Consider the following 15,704-nt stretch of genomic DNA (forward strand, 5'->3'; position numbering starts at 1 on the left):
GGCAGTACCGGCCTCATCGCCGGCAAGCTTACTCGCCAGTAGCTATGCCATGCTGCGGATCGTTGATCCACTCGCTCCACGACCCGGCATACAGCTTGCCCAGCGGATACCCGGCCAACGCCAGGGCAAACAGGTTATGACACGCCGTCACCCCTGACCCGCAATACGCCACCAACTGCTCCGGCGCCCGCCCGGCCAGCATTTCGGCAAAGCGTTGTTTTAACTGGTCCGGCGGCAGAAAACGCCCATCAGCCCCCAGGTTGTCGGTGAACGCCGCGCACTGCGCCCCGGGAATATGCCCCGCCACCGGGTCGATCGGTTCCTCTTCGCCACGGAAACGCGGCAAGGCACGGGCATCGATCAAGGTCAGGTCTGCGTTACCCAAGCGCTTTGCCAGGTGCTCGGCATCGATCAGCAGCTTGCCATCCGGCTCACCGTTGAAGGTGCCTTCACGCTTGAGCGGTGGGTCCAGGCTGAGCGGCAGGTGCGCCGCATGCCAGGCCTTCAGGCCACCGTCAAGGATCGCCACGCCGCTGCGCTTGCCCAGCCAGGCCAGCAGCCACCAGGCTCGGGCGGCAAAAGCGCCAGGGCCGTCGTCGTACAGCACCACCTCGCTGTCATCGTCCAGGCCCCACTCACGCAGGCGCTCGACCAGCCGGCGCGCATCCGGCAACGGATGGCGCCCGGTGCGCCCCTTGCTCACCGGCCCGCTTAGGTCGCGCTCCAGGTCGGCAAAATGCGCCCCGGCAATATGTCCCTGGGCATAGCTGCGCTGGCCATAGTCCACATCCTCGAGGGCAAAGCGGCAGTCGAGGATCACCAACTTGGGCGAGCCCAGACGCTCGGCCAACTGCTGCGGGGTGATCAATTGCGCAAGGGGCATGACAATCTCCTGATCGATGGCACCATCGATAGCACTGAGGCCCTGGGTTAGTGCTCCAGGGCCTGGTTGAACGGTACATGGAATTCCTGGCACAGGGCGTCCACGGCATTGCGGGCGTTGTCGGTGACGAAGCCGAGCTCCAGCACCAGCACCTGGTAGACGCCGCGCTTGAAGGCTTCTTCACCCAGGTGCGCGGAATGCTCCCGCGTGGTGCTGAGAAAACGTACCCAGGACGTCAACACGATCCAGGCGTTGATGGTCAGCGATTCGATCTGCGCTGGTGCCATGGCCAGGATGCCCGCCTCGACGAAGCCGCGGTAGATCGCCTGGCCCTGGCGCAGGCAGCGCTCGGAAAAACGCCGATAACGGGCGGCCAGCTCCGGGTCGCTGTCCAGCAGGTGCTCCAGGTCGCGGTGCAGAAAACGGTAGTTCCACATCGCCGCCAGCAGGGCCTTGAGGTAGAAGCGCTTGTCCTCCACGGTCGCCGCGCGGCCTTGCGGCGGGCGCAGGAAGCTGTCCACCAGTTCTTCGTACTGGCTGAACAGCAAAGCGATGATCGCCTGCTTGTTGGGGAAGTGGTAATACAGGTTGCCGGGCGAAATTTCCATGTGCGCGGCAATGTGGTTGGTACTGACGCTGCGTTCGCCCTGCTGGTTGAACAGCTCGAGGCTGTTCTGCACGATGCGCTCTCGGGTCTTCATGCGCGGGGCCATGCTCAGCTCCCAGTCTGCGGGCCTTCATCAAAGGGTCATCTTACGGCGTATTGGCTATGGAATGCACCGCTCGACAACGCGGAAAAATTCGCACCATCGTACAAATTAGAGTATAGGCTCTAGTGACTCCCTGCCCGGACTCGAAGCCGCCATGAACTCGCCCAGCGCCTTGCCCCCTGTGCAATCCGACCTCGACCTTGCGGCGACGTTCGCCAGCCAGCGCCAAGCCTTTGCCGGCAACCCCTTGCCAGCGGCGGCGCAGCGGCGCCAATGGCTGAAAAGCCTGCGGGAAGCCTTGCTGGCCGGCCAAGCCGAACTGATCGAGGCAATCGGCCAGGACTTTGAGGGGCGCAGCGCCGACGAGACCTTGCTGGCCGAGCTGCTGCCCTCGGTGCAAGGCCTGCGCCACGCCGAAAAGCACCTGCAGCGCTGGATGCGCGCCAGCCGACGCAAGGTCGGCCTGGTTTTCCAGCCGGCCAGCGCGCAGGTGCACTACCAACCCCTGGGGGTGGTCGGCATCATCGTGCCGTGGAACTACCCGCTGTTCCTTGCCATCGGCCCGCTGACCTGTGCCCTGGCCGCCGGCAACCGGGTCATGCTCAAGCTCAGCGAAGCCACGCCTGCCACTGGCCTGGCGCTCAAGCAACTGCTGGAGCAGGTGTTCCCCACCGATCTGGTCAGCGTGGTACTCGGCGAGGTCGAGGTAGGCCAGGCCTTTGCCCGCCTGCCGTTCGATCACCTGCTGTTCACCGGCGCCACCAGCGTGGGGCGCCAGGTAATGCTGGCTGCGGCGCACAACCTGACCCCCGTCACCCTGGAGCTAGGTGGCAAGTCGCCAGCCATCGTCTCGGCCGACGTACCGCTGGACAGCGCCGCCGAACGCATCGCATTCGGCAAGACCCTCAACGCCGGCCAGACCTGCGTCGCCCCTGACTACGTGCTGGTGCCACGCGAGCGCCTGGAGGCCTTCAGCGACACTTACCAGCGTGCCGTACGCAGGCTGTACCCGCGCATTATCGACAACCCCGACTACACCGCCATCATCAACCAGCGCCAGCTGCAGCGCTTGCAGCATCTACTGGACGATGCCCACGCCAAAGGTGCGCAGGTACTCGACCTGTACCCCGGTGAAACCCGCCAGGGCCGGCGCCTGCCACCCCACCTCCTACTGGGGGTGAACGACGGCATGCAGGTGATGCAAGAAGAAATCTTCGGCCCGCTACTGCCGCTGGTACCCTACGACAGCCTCGAGCAGGCACTGGCATACATCAACCAGCGCCCGCGCCCGCTGGCTCTGTACTACTTCGGCTATGACCGCGCCGCCCAGGAGCAGGTGCTGCGCCAAACCCACTCCGGCGGAGTGTGCCTGAACGACACCCTGCTGCACGTGGCCCAGGATGACTTGCCGTTCGGCGGCATCGGCCCTTCAGGCATGGGCCATTACCATGGCCATGACGGTTTCCTGACCTTCAGCAAGGCCAAGGCGGTGCTGGCCAAGCAACGCTTCAACGCTGCCCGGCTGATCTACCCGCCTTATGGCAAAGCCTTGCAGCGCCTGGTCTTCAAGCTTTTCATCCGCTGAGGGCCGGCCCATGCACCGCCGCGAACTGCTGCGCTTCAGCCTTGGCGCCAGCGTCTTTCTGGCCGGTACCAGCCTGGTCGGCTGCAGCGCACACACAGCCGCAACGGGTTACCAGGTACTGCGCGACGACGACCTGCCGCTGCTGCGCGCGCTGATCCCGGTGGTACTGGCCGGCACCCAGGCCGCCGAGACACTAGTGCTGCATAGCCTCGACCACAAGCTGGCGGCGCTGTCACCAGAAATGCTCAAACTCACCCGGCAGTTGTTCGACGTGCTCAACCTGCCGCTCACCCGAGGCCCCTTGACCGGTGTCTGGGGCGCCTGGGAGCAAGCCAGTGCCGCGCAGATCACAGCCTTCCTGCAACGTTGGCAGGACAGCTCGCTGAACCTGCTGCGCATGGGCCACGCCTCGCTGCTGCAGTTGCTGCAGATGGCCTGGTACGAACGCCCCGAATCCTGGGCCGCCTGCGGCTACCCCGGGCCACCGAAAATCTGAAAACAACAAGAGCAGCGCCAATGCCTGTACCCGACCCGTTTCGCCAAGGCCTGGAAAGCGGCTGGATCACTCATGACGCCTCGCGCCTGGAGCACGACCTCACGCTGGAAACCGACGTTGCCGTGATCGGCAGCGGTGCCGGTGGCGCTACCAGCGCGCAAATGCTCAGCTATGCCGGCTTCAAGGTGCTGCTGATCGAAGAAGGCCCGCTGAAGACCAGCAGCGATTTCCACCTGCTGGAAAACGAAGCCTATGCCAGCCTGTACCAGGAAGGCCTGGGCCGCATGAGCAAGGACGGCGCCATCACCATCCTCCAGGGCCGCGCCGTGGGCGGCACCACGCTGGTCAACTGGACCTCCAGCTTTCGCACGCCGCCACAGACCCTGGCGCATTGGGCCGCAGCCCACAACGTGAGCGGGCTGGGCGAGGAGCAAATGCGCCCCTGGTTCGAGCGCATCGAGCAGGAACTGGGCATCACCCCCTGGGCCCTGCCACCGAACGCCAACAACGACGTGCTGCGCCGTGGCTGCGAACAGCTGGGTTACCGCTGGGCGGTGATCCCGCGCAACGTGCGCGGCTGCTGGAACCTGGGCTACTGCGGCATGGGTTGCCCGGTGAATGCCAAGCAGTCGATGCTGGTCACGCGTATTCCCGCCACCCTCGAACAGGGCGGCGAGCTGCTGTACCTGGCTCGGGCCGAGCGCTTCGAACACAACGGCGAGCGCGTCCAGGGCCTGTCATGCCAGGCCCTAGATAGCCAGGGCATACACGCCACAGGTCGGCAGGTCCGCGTTCGCGCGCGTCACTACATCCTTGCCGGTGGCGGCATCAACAGCCCGGCCCTGCTGCTGCGTTCCGACGCGCCCGACCCGCATGGCCGCTTGGGCAAACGTACCTTCCTGCACCTGGTCAACTTCAGCGCAGCACGCTTCAACGACCGTATCGACCCCTACTATGGCGCCCCGCAGTCCATCTACAGCGACCATTTCCAATGGCAAGGCGGCAGCGATGGCCCGGTTGGCTACAAGCTGGAAGTACCACCACTGCACCCGGCCCTGGCCAGCACCCTGCTGGGCGGGCACGGCTACGAGAATGCCCGGCGCATGGCCGAACTGCCACATACCCACGTGATGCTGGCGCTGCTGCGTGACGGCTTCCACCCACAAAGCCAGGGCGGGGCTGTGGAGCTGCGCGGCGATGGCTCACCGGTGCTCGATTACCCGATCACCGACTACCTGCGCGATGGCCTGCGCCGCGCCTACCGCAGCATGGCGCAGATCCAGTTCGCCGCCGGCGCCACCCAGGTCACCCCCGTGCACAGCGATGCCAGCGCCGCGTCCAGCCTGGAGCAGGCCTTGGCCATGATTGACAAGTTGCGCCTGGAGCCGTTCCGCACGCGCCTGGGCAGCGCTCACGTGATGGGTGGCTGCGCCCTCGGCGACGACCCGAGCCAGGCGGTATGCGACAGCCTGGGCCGCCATCACCAGCTGGAGAACCTGTCGGTTCACGACGGCTCGCTGTTCCCCACCAGCATCGGCGCCAACCCGCAACTGTCGGTGTATGCCATCAGCGCCAGGCTCACCGAAGCGCTGCTCGCCCGCCTGGCACACAGCGCATGACAAGGAACAGGCCCCCTGTCTATAGTGCCATCAGCCGGCCGCACGACTTGGCCGGGGCGCCGTCGCTGCGCTACCATCCGACTCCCCAACGCACTCCAGCCAGGATGACGCGATGAACCGAGTGTTGTACCCGGGTACTTTCGACCCCATTACCAAAGGCCATGGCGACCTGGTCGAGCGCGCCTCGCGGCTATTCGACCACGTGATCATCGCGGTGGCGGCCAGCCCGAAGAAAAACCCGCTGTTCCCGCTGGAACAACGGGTGGAGCTCGCCCGTGAGGTCACCAAGCACCTGCCCAATGTCGAAGTCATCGGCTTCTCCTCGCTGCTGGCGCATTTCGCCAAGGAACAGGGCGCCAACGTCTTCCTGCGTGGTCTGCGTGCGGTGTCCGACTTCGAGTACGAGTTCCAGCTGGCGAACATGAACCGGCAACTGGCCCCCGATGTCGAGAGCCTGTTCCTCACGCCTTCGGAGCGCTATTCGTTCATTTCCTCGACCCTGGTCCGGGAAATTGCCGCGCTGGGCGGTGATATCAGCAAGTTCGTCCACCCGGTGGTGGCCGAGGCGCTGACCGAACGCTTCAAGAAATGACCTTTAGCGGCTGATCATCGCGCCCGCGTGCACTGCGGGCGCGAATGCGGCACAATTGTGCCCACTGCGTTGAACATGCCCGGGCGCAGAGCCCCGGCCGGAGTCCCCATGTCCCTGATCATCACCGACGATTGCATCAACTGCGACGTCTGCGAACCCGAGTGCCCGAACGAGGCCATCTCTCAAGGCGAAGAGATCTACGTGATCGACCCTAACCTGTGCACCCAGTGCGTGGGCCATTACGACGAGCCGCAATGCCAGCAGGTCTGCCCGGTCGACTGCATCCCGCTGGATGAAGCGCACCCGGAAACCGAAGAAGAGCTGATGGCCAAGTACCGCCGGATTACTGGCAAGGCCTGATCCCTTCAGCCCTACGCTGTACCTGTAGGAGCGGCCTTGTGTCGCGATGGGGTGCGAAGCGCCCCCCAAATTTCAGCTCCGCAGCAGAAATTGCCGGGGCCGCTTTGCGGCCCATCGCGACACAAGGCCGCTCCTACAAGGTACCGCGTAACTTGCCTCAGCGCTGGCAGCGCGGGCAATACACACTCGCCCTCTGCCCCAGCTTCACCTCGCGCAATTCCGTGCCACACACCTTGCACGGCTGCCCGCCCCGCCCGTACACGAACAATTCCTGCTGGAAGTACCCCGGCTGCCCGTCGCCACCAATGAAGTCGCGTAGCGTGGTGCCGCCCTGCTCGATCGCCGCCGCCAGCACGCGCTTGATCTCGATCGCCAGCTTCAGATAGCGCCCGCGGGAAATCCCGCCCGCTTCTCGACGAGGGTCGATGCCGGCGGCAAACAGCGCCTCGGTGGCGTAGATGTTGCCCACCCCCACCACGACCGCGTTGTCCATGATGAACGGTTTGACCGCCATCGACCGCCCACGGGACAGCTGGAACAGCCGCTCGCCGTCGAACAGGTCGGTCAGCGGTTCCGGCCCAAGGCGCAGCAGCAGTTCGTGGTTTAGCGGGTCCAGGCTCCACAACATCGCGCCAAAGCGGCGCGGGTCGGTGTAGCGCAGCATCAACCCCGACTCCAGCTCGATATCCACATGTTCATGTTTGGCCGCAGGCAAACCCAGCTCGACCAGGCGCAGGTTGCCCGACATGCCCAGGTGACTGATCAGGGTGCCGACCTCGGCATTGATCAAAAGATACTTGGCACGCCGCTCGACACTGACGATGCGCTGCCCCGACAGGCGCACATCCAGGTCTTCCGGAATCGGCCAGCGCAGGCGCCGATCACGCACCACCACCCGGCTGACGCGCTGGCCTTCCAGATGGGGCGCAATACCGCGCCGGGTGGTTTCTACTTCTGGCAATTCCGGCATGTGTCAGTGCCCACCCATCTCGCGAATGTTCTGCTTGAGGTTTTCGAAGTCGTATTCCGACAAGCCTATGTAATCGAGCACCAGCGGGCCGACCACATTCCATTCGTGGTCCACGACCTGGTTGCCCAGCACCCGGTACGATGCGCAGATGTGCTCGGCCATCTTCAGCACCGCCAGCAGGTTTTTCAGCTGGTTCTGCGTATTGCGCGAACTCTCGTCGCGGAACACCGCCAGGGCGTTGTGGTGGTTGGCAATGGCCGCGCTGAGGTGCTCGGGCAGGCGCCAGGACTTGGCCGTGAAATAGCCGACCACCGAATGATTGGTGTTGAACGCGCGGTTTTCGGTATCGACCACGCGGGTTTCCGCGTCGGCCTTGGCATAGGCCTCTTCCAGTACGTCCATGTAGTCCGGGAAGCGCTTGAGCATCAGCGGAACGCCACAGTCGTGGAACAGGCCCAGGGTGTAGGCCTCGTCCGCCGCCTGGACGCCGGTGCGCTTGGCCAGGGTCAGGCAGGTCATCGCCACGTCCTGGGCGGTGTCCCAGAAGCGGTTGAGGGTAACGATGGTCTCGTCGGTCATCTCACCCTTGATCGACTGGGCGTTGATCAGGTTGATGATAGAACGGCTGCCCAGCAGGTTCACCGCGCGCTGAATCGAACCGATCTTGTTGGAAAGGCCGAAATGCGGGGAATTGACCAGCTTGAGCAAGGCACCCGAGAGGCCCGGGTCCTGGGAAATCAGCTTGGCGATGGTTTCCAGATCCGGGTCAGGCATGTACTGCTCGAACTGCAGGTCTACCATGATCTGCGGTTGCGGCGGGATGGTGATGCCTTGCAAGGCTTGCTGGATTTGTTCGGCGCTGAGTTCTTGGGACATACGTACACACTCGTTTGGGACCGGCGATTCTAACCCTCCAGACCGGAAAGGGACCAACCACTGAATCATTGCGCCGGAACTTTACTTTATCCATCCGGGCCTCTTGCTCACATTCATCAAAGAAGGAGCAAGGCCCATGAGTGCAGAACTGAACGGCAAGCGAGTGGCTTTCCTGGTCACTGACGGCTTCGAGCAAGTGGAACTGACAGGCCCTCGAGAAGCTCTGGAACAGAGCGGCGCTGTGGTGGACATCCTCAGCGACAAGGAAGGCACCGTACGCGGTTGGAACCACGACCAGCCGGCCGACGCATTCGCCGTTGACGCCACTTTCGAAAGCGCCCACCTGGACCTCTACGATGCCCTGGTCCTGCCCGGCGGCGTGCAAAACTCTGACACGATTCGCTTGATCCCCGCCGCGCAGAAACTGGTGAAAAGCCACGATTCGGCTGGCAAGCCGCTGGCCGTGATCTGCCACGGTGGCTGGTTGCTGGTGTCGTGCGGGTTGGTCAAGGGCAAGAGGCTGACCAGCTACAAGACCCTGCAGGACGACATCCGCAACGCCGGTGGAGACTGGGTAGATGAAGAAGTGGTAGTCGATGGCAACCTGATTACCAGCCGCCAACCCGATGACATTCCGGCGTTCAACCGGCAACTGATCAAGGCATTGGCAGCCTGACTACCGCTCGACGGCATCACATGCTCCTGCGAGGGACGTATGGCCAGGCAGCAGGCTATAATCCCGCTCTTTTTTCCGGAGCGACGTCATGTCCCTGCCCAGCCTACGCCTCAAAGCCAATGCCGACCGCCGCCTGCGCGCCGGCCACCTGTGGGTCTACAGCAACGAAGTCGACGTCAGCGCGACCCCGCTGCAAGGCTTCCAGGCCGGCCAGCAGGCTGTTCTCGAGGCGGCCAACGGCAAGCCGCTGGGTATCGTCGCACTGAGCCCTAACAACCTGATCTGCGCCCGCCTGCTGTCGCGCGACGCCAAATTGCCGCTGGACAAATCGCTGCTGGTGCACCGCCTGAACGTTGCCCTGTCGCTGCGCCAGCGCCTGTTCGACCAACCGTGCTACCGCCTGGTCTATGGTGACTCCGACCTGTTGCCAGGCCTGGTGGTCGACCGCTTCTTCGACATCCTCGTGGTGCAATTGGCCTCGGCAACGATGGAAGCGCACAAGGACGACGTGATTGCAGCCCTGGTACAGGTGCTCAAGCCAAGCGGCATCCTGTTCAAGAACGACTCCTCCGCGCGTGATGCCGAAGGCCTGCAGCGCTATGTCGAGACCGTCTATGGCGAAGTACCGGACTGGGTGCCACTGGAAGAAAACGGCGTCAAGTTCGAAGCCCCGGTACGCGAAGGCCAGAAGACCGGCTGGTTCTACGACCACCGCATGAACCGTGCACGCCTGGCGCCGTACGTGAAAGGCAAGCGTGTGCTCGACCTGTTCAGCTACATTGGTGGCTGGGGCGTGCAGGCCGGCGCCTTCGGCGCCAGCGAAGTGTTCTGCGTCGACGCCTCGGGCTTCGCCCTGGACGGCGTGGAGCGTAACGCCGCGCTGAACGGCATCAGCGAGAAACTGACCTGCATCGAAGGCGATGTGTTCGAGGCCCTGCGCGAGCTCAAGGCGGCTGAAGAGCGCTTCGACGTGATCATCGCCGACCCACCCGCCTTCATCAAGCGCAAGAAAGACCTGAAGAACGGCGAAACAGCCTACCGCCGCCTGAACGAGCAGGCCATGCGCATGCTTACCAAGGACGGCATCCTGGTCAGCGCCTCGTGCTCGATGCACCTGCCCGAGGACGACCTGCACAACATCCTGTTGACCAGCGCCCGTCACCTGGACCGCAACTTGCAGTTGCTCGAACGCGGCGGCCAAGGCCCGGACCACCCGGTGCACCCGGCCATCGCCGAAACTCGCTACATAAAGAGCATCACCTGCCGGTTGCTGCCAAACAGCTGATATCCGCTAAAAAGGGCCGCCAAGCGGCCCTTTCCTGCTGCAATCTCCCCGCCAGCTATCCACATCTGCATTCCCTCGCCGCGCCAGCGGTGTAGAATCGGCCTATTCATCGCCAGTCATCCCCGGCGGGTTTATGAGCTCTGCCCAAGCACGCGGCGATCCCGCGCGGTCTTCGGCCCCATCCGTGCCAGTGGCAACCGGCCTGCGGTACAAAGGACAAGAGAAGCTCACTCCCCTTTTTGTGACCTGATTAAGCCGCCAGGAGTGTTTCATGCCTGATTATCGTTCCAAGACTTCCACCCAAGGCCGCAACATGGCCGGCGCCCGTGCCCTGTGGCGTGCCACCGGGATGAAGGACGAAGATTTCAAGAAACCGATCATCGCCATCGCCAACTCGTTCACCCAGTTCGTCCCGGGCCACGTGCACCTGAAGGACCTGGGCCAGCTGGTCGCCCGCGAAATCGAACGCGCCGGTGGCGTGGCCAAGGAATTCAACACCATCGCGGTCGATGACGGCATCGCCATGGGCCACGACGGCATGCTCTACTCGCTGCCAAGCCGCGAGATCATCGCCGACGCCGTGGAGTACATGGTCAACGCCCACTGCGCCGACGCCATCGTGTGCATCTCCAACTGCGACAAGATCACCCCCGGCATGCTGATGGCCGCCCTGCGCCTGAACATCCCGGTAATCTTCGTCTCCGGCGGCCCGATGGAAGCCGGCAAGACCAAGCTGGCCAGCCATGGCCTGGACCTGGTCGACGCCATGGTCATTGCCGCCGACTCCTCGGCTTCCGACGAAAAAGTCGCCGAATATGAGCGCAGCGCCTGCCCGACCTGCGGTTCGTGCTCCGGCATGTTCACCGCCAACTCGATGAACTGCCTGACCGAAGCCCTGGGCCTGGCCCTGCCGGGCAACGGCTCGACCCTGGCCACCCACGCCGACCGCGAGCAGCTGTTCCTCACTGCCGGCCGCACCATCGTCGAGCTGTGCAAGCGCTACTACGGCGAGAACGATGAGTCGGTACTGCCGCGCAACATCGCCAACTTCAAGGCGTTCGAAAACGCCATGATGCTCGACATCGCCATGGGCGGCTCGACCAACACCATCCTGCACCTGCTGGCTGCCGCCCAGGAAGCCGAGGTGGCGTTCGACCTGCGCGACATCGACCGCCTGTCGCGCAAGGTGCCGCAGCTGTGCAAGGTTGCGCCGAACATCCAGAAGTATCACATGGAAGATGTGCACCGTGCCGGCGGCATCTTCAGCATCCTCGGCTCGCTGGCCCGTGGCGGCCTGCTGCACACCGACCTGCCGACCGTGCACAGCCGCAGCATGGGAGAAGCCATCGCCAAGTGGGACATCACCCAGACCGATGACGAAGCCGTGCACACCTTCTTCAAGGCCGGCCCTGCCGGCATCCCGACCCAGACGGCATTCAGCCAGTCGACCCGTTGGGAGTCCCTGGATGACGACCGTGAGAACGGCTGCATCCGCAGTGTCGAGCACGCCTATTCGCAGGAAGGCGGCCTGGCCGTGCTGTACGGCAACATCGCGCTGGATGGCTGCGTGGTGAAAACCGCCGGTGTCGACGAGTCGATCCTGGTGTTCGAAGGCACCGCGAAGATCTTCGAGAGCCAGGACAGCGCCGTACGCGGCATCCTCGCCGATGAAGTGAAGGCCGGTGACATCGTGATCATCCGCTACGAAGGCCCGAAAGGTGGCCCGGGCATGCAGGAAATGCTGTACCCGACCTCTTACCTGAAGTCCAAGGGCCTGGGCAAGGCTTGCGCCCTGCTCACCGACGGCCGCTTCTCGGGCGGCACCTCGGGCCTGTCGATCGGCCACGCCTCGCCGGAAGCCGCCGCTGGCGGCGCTATCGGCCTGGTGCGCGACGGCGATAAAGTGCTGATCGACATCCCGAATCGTTCGATCAACCTGCAGGTCAGCGACGAAGAGCTGGCCGAGCGCCGTGTCGAGCAGGACAAGAAGGGCTGGAAACCGGCTGAAGTACGCCCACGCAAGGTGACCACCGCGCTGAAGGCCTATGCCCTGCTGGCGACCAGTGCCGACAAGGGCGCTGTGCGTAACAAGGCGATGCTGGAAGGGCTGTGAGGCTCTGACGGTGTGAATGAAGAACCGGCGCCTTGGGCGCCGGTTTTTTTATACCTGTGATTTGTGTGCTGCTCGTACTGGCCCTATCGCCGGCAAGCCAGCTCCCACAGAGACCACACAATTCTGAAGGCCTGTGTGTTCCCTGTGGGAGCTGGCTTGCCGGCGATAGGGCCAGTACAGGCGAAACACCAACTACTGAATCTGCTCCGGCGTCACGATCACCCAGTTCTTGTCCGCCGTCACCGGCAGCCCTTCCTTGGCCTGCGCCGCTGCATTCCTGGCAATCATCCCGTTCATCTGTTCCATGTACTTGGCCTTGCGGTTTATCCACAGGTGGATACCACCTTTGCCCACATCCACACCATGAAACTGCATGTAGCCATCACTGGTCGGCGTATCGCCTCCCACCAGCACCGGTTTCTTCCACTCATCGATATAGGTCAGGATCGCCGCCTGCTTGCCTGCCATCCAGGTGGCCGGGGTCCACAGGTACGGGGTCAGTTCCAGCCCCACGTTGGCCTTGGCGTCATAGTGCCCGGCGCTGATCTGCTTGCGCGCGGTGGTCAACTGGCCGCTGGCGCGGTCCTTCAGCAACAGGCTCACGCCAATCACATTCTGCGGCTTCACGTTGTAACCGTACTTGGGGTCCGACGCGACCATGCGCACCAGCTCCTCGGAAGCAGCGGAAATCACATAGACCTCGATACCGTTCTCCATCAGCTTGTTGTACAGCTCGGCCTGGCCCTTGAAGACCTTGGGCGGCTGTACCTCGATGGCCTTGACCTGGTCCCCTTCATAATAAGTGGCCGGGATCGGTTTTCCGGAGGCCATCAGCTCATCCACCTGCACCTTCAGCTCCTGCAGGGTAAAGCCGGAGAACACCTGGGCCACCCACGGGTAGCAGACCATGTCGTCCACTTCGCACAGCCGGTAGTAGTAGCTGAACAGGCTTTCCTTGTGCTCGGCGGTGTCCTTGAACGGCATCAGCTTCAACGAGGGGTCGAGCTTGTCGCGGCTCAGCAGGCCCTTGTTTTCCATGAACGGCAGCAAGGCCTCTTCAAGATCGTAGCGGTAGCTGGTGTTGTCCATGTCGAACACCGCGTAGTTACCCTTGTTGGCATTGGCGGCAATCATGCTGTCGAGCTGCCTGGCCGCCTCGGCGGGCCAGTGCTTGAGCTCGGTGGCGAAGGTTTCGATACTGAACAACAGGGACAGACCGATGGCGACGGCTTTCGGAGCGAACTTCATGCACGAATCTCCTGAAATGACCCAGAAACGCTAGTGCAACAATCCCCGCCGGCAGCCCTTGATAACGACCTCAACGCAGCTGCAAACGCCGTGTTCATTGCAATCCGCGACACGCCGTTATTCCATAAACGACTATGCACATTCTATTTGGGTATAAATTCGTTTGTTTTCAGCCTGTTAGCATTTCCGTTCGCAATCGCTCACAGAGGCGATGCCTCTTCTGCTTTTTTCTGCTGGAGCTTCAATGAACCTGCCGCTGTCCCTTAACCTGCTGGCGTTCCTGGCCCTATTGCTGGGCCTGACACAAACCCGCCGCACCGACTGGAGCCTGGCCAGGAAAGTATTGCTGGGCCTGGTGCTGGGCGTGGTGTTCGGCCTGATCCTGCATACCGTCTACGGCGCTGGCCACCCCGTGCTCAAGGCCACCATCGCCTGGCTCGACCTGGTCGGCAACGGCTACGTCGGCCTGTTGCAGATGATCGTCATGCCGCTGATCTTCGCCTCGATCCTCAGTGCCGTGGCGCGCCTGCACAATGCCTCGTCACTGGGCCGCATCAGTGTGCTGAGCATTGGCACCCTGCTGCTGACCACCGCCATCGCCGCGTTGATCGGCATCGTCCTGACCAACCTGTTCGGCCTGAGCGCCGAAGGCCTGGTGGCCGGCGCGCTGGAAAGCGCGCGCATGCAGGTTATCCACAGCGACTACGCCGGCAAGGTCGCCGACCTCAACATCCCGCAACTGCTGCTGTCGTTCATCCCCAGCAACCCGGTAGGTGACCTGGCACGGGCCAAGCCGACCTCGATCATCAGCGTGGTTATCTTTGCCGTCTTCCTCGGCCTGGCCGCGCTGCAGCTGATCAAGGACGATGCCGAGAAAGGCGAACGCGCGCTGTCGGCTATCGACACCCTGCAGGCCTGGGTGATGCGCCTGGTGCGGGTGGTAATGAAGCTGACCCCGTATGGCGTGCTGGCACTGATGACCAAGGTGGTGGCCAGCTCGAACATGGAAGACATTCTCAAGCTGGGCAGCTTCGTGGTGGTGTCGTACCTGGGCCTGGCGCTGATGTTCGTGGTGCACGGCATTATCCTGGCCGCCACCGGCGTGAGCCCGCTGCGCTTCTTCCGCAAGGTGTGGCCGGTGCTGACCTTCGCCTTCACCAGCCGCTCCAGCGCCGCCAGCATTCCGCTGAACATCGAAGCGCAAACCCGCCGCCTGGGCGTACCGCAGTCGATTGCCAGCTTCAGCGCATCGTTCGGTACCACCATTGGTCAGAACGGCTGCGCCGGGCTCTATCCCGCCATGCTCGCGGTGATGGTGGCGCCGGCGGTGGGCATCGATACCTTCGACCCGCTGTGGATCGCCACCCTGGTGGCCATCGTTACCCTGAGTTCGGCAGGTGTTGCCGGCGTAGGTGGCGGTGCAACTTTCGCCGCGCTGATCGTGCTGCCGGCCATGGGCTTGCCAGTGGAACTGGTGGCGCTGCTGATTTCGGTGGAGCCGCTGATCGACATGGGCCGTACGGCGTTGAACGTGAACGGTTCGATGACCGCAGGGGTGGTGACCAGCCAACTCCTGAAAGAGACCGACAAGGACGTGCTGGCCGGCGATGAGCATGCCGAGCTGAGCCACACCTGACATATTTTGGGGGGCGCTTTGCGCCCCTTCGCGACACAAGGCCGCTCCTACAAGGAAAACGAGTATCCCCTGTAGGAGCGGCCTCGCGTCGCGATAGGGCTGCAAAGCAGCCCCAACAATCTCAAACCTTGTCCCAGACCTCGAAGTGATAGGCAGGCTTGCCCTCTTCGACCTGAGCCTCGCTCGACACCAGCTTCCACTGGCCCTCATCGAACGCTGGGAACCAGGCATCTCCCTTCGGTGCCAACTCGACCCGCGTCAGGTACATGCGGCTGACCAGCCCTTTCTCCAGCGCCTGCCCATACAGTTGCGCCCCGCCAACCAGCATCAGCTCACCGACGCCCTGCTCACGCGCCCACTGCTCGGCCCGCACCAGCGCTTCTTCCAGCGAGCCAAACACCTCGGCCCCTGCCAGTTCCAGCCCTGCCTGTCGGCTGACCACGATATTCAATCGCCCGGGCAATGGCCTGCCCAGCGAGTCCCAGGTCTTGCGTCCCATGATGATCGGCTTGCCCAGGGTAGTGGCCTTGAAGTACTTGAAGTCCCCCGGCAAATGCCAGGGCATGGAGTTGTCGATGCCGATCACGCGGTTCTCGGCGTGAGCCGCGATCAGGCTGAGGGGGAGTGATGTATTCATGCCAGCGAGGATAGCACC

The 15,704-nt window shown here is 63.4% G+C and carries 15 protein-coding genes; 9 read left to right on the top strand and 6 right to left on the bottom strand.

The features are described 5' to 3' along the window. Positions 1 to 28: 28 nt before the first annotated feature. A complete protein-coding gene (locus tag V3314_RS02280) occupies positions 29 to 883 on the bottom strand; it encodes a sulfurtransferase (protein ID WP_338459891.1) in 855 nt (284 codons plus the stop codon). A 47-nt stretch (positions 884 to 930) separates the two neighbouring features. After that, entirely contained in the window at positions 931 to 1,596 is a 666-nt protein-coding gene (locus V3314_RS02285; RefSeq protein WP_025340981.1) for a TetR/AcrR family transcriptional regulator, read from the bottom strand. A gap of 151 nt (positions 1,597 to 1,747) precedes the next feature. Here V3314_RS02285 and V3314_RS02290 point away from each other — a divergent pair, with 151 nt between their 5' ends. The 5 genes from V3314_RS02290 (at position 1,748) to V3314_RS02310 (ending at position 6,245) form a co-directional block, all read left to right on the top strand. Then, the gene (locus V3314_RS02290) at positions 1,748 to 3,178 is read left to right on the top strand and encodes a coniferyl aldehyde dehydrogenase (RefSeq protein WP_338459892.1); all 1,431 of its coding nucleotides are present in this window, start codon (positions 1,748 to 1,750) and stop codon (positions 3,176 to 3,178) included. Between the two features lie 10 nt (positions 3,179 to 3,188). Further along, positions 3,189 to 3,674 (top strand): hypothetical protein, encoded by a 486-nt coding sequence (locus tag V3314_RS02295; RefSeq protein ID WP_046613560.1) that lies wholly within the window; start codon positions 3,189 to 3,191, stop codon positions 3,672 to 3,674. A 20-nt stretch (positions 3,675 to 3,694) separates the two neighbouring features. Then, positions 3,695 to 5,293 (top strand): GMC family oxidoreductase, encoded by a 1,599-nt coding sequence (locus V3314_RS02300; protein WP_338459893.1) that lies wholly within the window; start codon positions 3,695 to 3,697, stop codon positions 5,291 to 5,293. Positions 5,294 to 5,405: 112 nt separating this feature from the next. Next, a complete protein-coding gene (coaD, locus tag V3314_RS02305) occupies positions 5,406 to 5,885 on the top strand; it encodes a pantetheine-phosphate adenylyltransferase (RefSeq protein WP_014861498.1) in 480 nt (159 codons plus the stop codon). Positions 5,886 to 5,993: 108 nt separating this feature from the next. Then, positions 5,994 to 6,245: a YfhL family 4Fe-4S dicluster ferredoxin gene (locus V3314_RS02310; RefSeq protein WP_013974644.1), complete on the top strand. Its 252-nt coding sequence runs from the start codon at positions 5,994 to 5,996 to the stop codon at positions 6,243 to 6,245. A gap of 157 nt (positions 6,246 to 6,402) precedes the next feature. On the opposite strand, the gene mutM is transcribed toward V3314_RS02310, so the two are convergent. Both mutM and V3314_RS02320 read right to left on the bottom strand, forming a co-directional pair. Next, positions 6,403 to 7,215, bottom strand: coding sequence for a bifunctional DNA-formamidopyrimidine glycosylase/DNA-(apurinic or apyrimidinic site) lyase (gene mutM / locus V3314_RS02315; RefSeq protein WP_046613562.1), 813 nt, complete (start codon positions 7,213 to 7,215; stop codon positions 6,403 to 6,405). 3 nt (positions 7,216 to 7,218) lie between these two features. Continuing rightward, positions 7,219 to 8,037: an HDOD domain-containing protein gene (locus V3314_RS02320; RefSeq protein ID WP_200899996.1), complete on the bottom strand. Its 819-nt coding sequence runs from the start codon at positions 8,035 to 8,037 to the stop codon at positions 7,219 to 7,221. A 190-nt stretch (positions 8,038 to 8,227) separates the two neighbouring features. Here V3314_RS02320 and V3314_RS02325 point away from each other — a divergent pair, with 190 nt between their 5' ends. The 3 genes from V3314_RS02325 to ilvD all read left to right on the top strand — a co-directional run bounded on the left by V3314_RS02325 (position 8,228) and on the right by ilvD (position 12,165). Next, positions 8,228 to 8,767 (top strand): type 1 glutamine amidotransferase domain-containing protein, encoded by a 540-nt coding sequence (locus tag V3314_RS02325; protein ID WP_046613564.1) that lies wholly within the window; start codon positions 8,228 to 8,230, stop codon positions 8,765 to 8,767. Between the two features lie 88 nt (positions 8,768 to 8,855). After that, positions 8,856 to 10,052, top strand: a complete 1,197-nt coding sequence (locus tag V3314_RS02330; protein WP_046613565.1) for a class I SAM-dependent rRNA methyltransferase — start codon at positions 8,856 to 8,858, stop codon at positions 10,050 to 10,052. Positions 10,053 to 10,323: 271 nt separating this feature from the next. Further along, positions 10,324 to 12,165 (top strand): dihydroxy-acid dehydratase, encoded by a 1,842-nt coding sequence (gene ilvD / locus V3314_RS02335; RefSeq protein WP_046613566.1) that lies wholly within the window; start codon positions 10,324 to 10,326, stop codon positions 12,163 to 12,165. 192 nt (positions 12,166 to 12,357) lie between these two features. Here the strand turns inward: ilvD and V3314_RS02340 are convergent, their stop codons facing one another. Continuing rightward, complete coding sequence (locus V3314_RS02340) at positions 12,358 to 13,413, bottom strand: haloacid dehalogenase-like hydrolase (protein WP_338459894.1); 1,056 nt, start codon at positions 13,411 to 13,413, stop codon at positions 12,358 to 12,360. Positions 13,414 to 13,657: 244 nt separating this feature from the next. Here V3314_RS02340 and V3314_RS02345 point away from each other — a divergent pair, with 244 nt between their 5' ends. After that, complete coding sequence (locus V3314_RS02345; RefSeq protein WP_046613568.1) at positions 13,658 to 15,049, top strand: L-cystine transporter; 1,392 nt, start codon at positions 13,658 to 13,660, stop codon at positions 15,047 to 15,049. A 121-nt stretch (positions 15,050 to 15,170) separates the two neighbouring features. On the opposite strand, the gene V3314_RS02350 is transcribed toward V3314_RS02345, so the two are convergent. Continuing rightward, positions 15,171 to 15,686, bottom strand: a complete 516-nt coding sequence (locus V3314_RS02350; RefSeq protein ID WP_046613569.1) for a dihydrofolate reductase — start codon at positions 15,684 to 15,686, stop codon at positions 15,171 to 15,173. Between the last annotated feature and the right edge of the window lie 18 nt (positions 15,687 to 15,704).

Origin of the sequence: Pseudomonas sp. TE3-3-F2023 (assembly GCF_036784815.1) — a bacterium.
Taxonomy (GTDB): Bacteria; Pseudomonadota; Gammaproteobacteria; order Pseudomonadales; family Pseudomonadaceae; genus Aquipseudomonas; species Aquipseudomonas pudica.